Origin of the sequence: Novipirellula sp. (genome assembly GCF_041583735.1) — a bacterium.
GTDB lineage: Bacteria > Planctomycetota > Planctomycetia > Pirellulales > Pirellulaceae > Novipirellula.
This window is the reverse complement of record NZ_JBFHFD010000968.1, coordinates 1-2,169: the sequence shown is the minus strand read 5'-3', so window position 1 is coordinate 2,169 and position 2,169 is coordinate 1. Positions and strand designations below refer to the sequence as shown.

Genomic DNA, 2,169 nt, shown 5'->3' with positions numbered 1-2,169 from the left:
CGTTTTGCCCTTGCCGGGATCGCGATCGCGAGTGATCTTGGATTCGGTGGGCTCTTAACGTTTATGACGATCGCGCGGGTGGTTCGGCGTTTTGCGGCTCTGAGGCCCGCGGAATCATCACTCGATCATTAAAACGATAGGTTAGAAATAGTGCCTCCAACGCAATTGCGAAAAAAATGACCGCGTCGACTCACCCATCCCCCGATGCCGCAATCAAGCCTGTCACCGTGCTTGTGTGCGCCAGCCCCAAGGCGGGGCGGGGGCAAGGACGCGAGGAAATTCCCAAGCTGGTGGCAAGCTTGACTCAACACGGAATCAACGCAGTCATGACCGACTCGATCCAGGTTATTCGCGAGCACATTGGCCGCTTTCAGTCGGCGGCCGATCATTCGTTGATCCTGGTCGCGTGCGGGGGGGATGGCACGATCAGTTTGTTGGCCGATCTGGCCACCGCAGAGATCCCGATCGTGCCAATGCCGATGGGCACCGAGAATCTGTTGTCTCGGCATTTTGGTTTTACCGCGAGCGCGGATGACGTTGTCCAAACGATTTTGCAGGGGCATGATTATCGCATTGACGCTGGCTTGGCTAATGGGCGGTTGTTCCTGGTGATGGCATCGTGTGGTTTTGATGCCGAGGTCGTCCGAGATGTCCATTTGCGAAGACGAGGACATATTCAGCGGCTAAGTTACCTGCGTCCCATCCTTCGCGCAGTGTCACGGTACCGATTTCCCCAGATTGACTTGCGAATTGAACGCGACGAGCATGACTTTGGTGATTCCCAAGCCGCTGCAAAACGCGAGTCGTCACAGGTGGCGGCTGCAGCGGCGGCGACGTCTTGCAGCGAGTCTTCCTGGCAACCGTGTTGGGCGATGGTTTTCAACATTCCATGTTATGGTGGTGGGCTTCGCATCGAACCGGATGCCATCGAAAATGATTGCCTGCTCGACGTGATCACCTTTTGTCAGGGGACGATTCTGAGCGGATTACGCTATGTTGCGGGAATTTTCACGGGACGACATCTTGGTTTCGCGGATGTCAAACGTGAACGGGCCAGTCGTGTGTTCATGACGTCGAAAACCCGAGTGGCGTACCAGTTGGATGGGGACTATGTCGGCCGTTTGCCTCTGGAGATCAGCACGCTACCGGGGCGTGTTTGTTTACGGATGCCAGTGACCGCCGATTTTTCGGGGCGATTGTCGAAACCTGCTTGATTGCCGATGATAAAGGTATGAGCAACACATCCCCAAGCAACCAAGTTCGAAGCAACCAAGTCGCCACCGTTTCGGTCGGCTCCTACCAATGCGGTCCAAACCAGCCGTTGCTGTTGATCGCGGGCCCCTGCGTCCTGCAGACCAAGGATCTCGCTTTTGCGATCGCCGATGCATTGGCGGCGATCAATCAACGCCCCGACGTCAACGTGGTCTTCAAGGCCTCGTTTGACAAGGCGAATCGGACCAGCGTCAATGCAAAACGCGGACCGGGAATCGACGAAGGGCTGCGGATGCTCGAACAAGTCCATCAGCATTGCGGGTTGCCCGTCACCACGGATGTTCATTTGCCGGAGCAAGTCGACGCAGTGGCCGAGGTTTGTTCGCTACTGCAAATTCCTGCTTTTCTTGCTCGACAAACCGATCTTGTCGTCGCGGCGGCCAAAACCGGACGTCCGCTGAATGTGAAAAAGGGCCAGTTTATGGCTCCTGAGGACATGCGATATGTCGTCGAAAAGGTTCACGCCAGCGGGGACGGCGGCGTGATGCTGTGCGAACGGGGCACCTTTTTTGGCTATGGACGGCTGGTCAATGATATGCAGTCGCTGCCGATCATGCGGTCGCTCGGCGTGCCGGTGGTTTTTGACGCCACGCACAGCGTCCAGCGTCCTGGGGGGCTGGGGGGAGCGACAGGGGGAAATCGAGAAATGGTCGAACCTTTGGCGCGGGCTGCCGTAGCAATCGGTATCGACGCTGTCTTTTTTGAAACGCATCCTGATCCTGAGACTTCTCCCAGTGACGGGCCCAACATGATTCCATTGGACGCTTTTGGACCGATGATGGATCGTTTGCTCAGGCTCCGCGCGGCCTGTGCTGAAATCTCGGCCTAAAGCATCACTTGTTCGAAACCTCCTATGGCCTCACAAAACTGCTCGCTCTGGCGACATCGAACTCTCGT

The 2,169-nt window shown here is 56.6% G+C and carries 2 protein-coding genes; both read left to right on the top strand.

What is annotated here, in order from left to right:
• The first annotated feature begins 176 nt into the window (after nt 1-176).
• Nucleotides 177-1,214, top strand: a complete 1,038-nt coding sequence (locus ABX962_RS35125) for a diacylglycerol kinase family protein (RefSeq protein WP_372726309.1) — start codon at nt 177-179, stop codon at nt 1,212-1,214.
• Between the two features lie 17 nt (nt 1,215-1,231).
• Nucleotides 1,232-2,101 (top strand): 3-deoxy-8-phosphooctulonate synthase, encoded by an 870-nt coding sequence (gene kdsA / locus ABX962_RS35120; RefSeq protein ID WP_372726308.1) that lies wholly within the window; start codon nt 1,232-1,234, stop codon nt 2,099-2,101.
• Nucleotides 2,102-2,169: the final 68 nt, after the last annotated feature.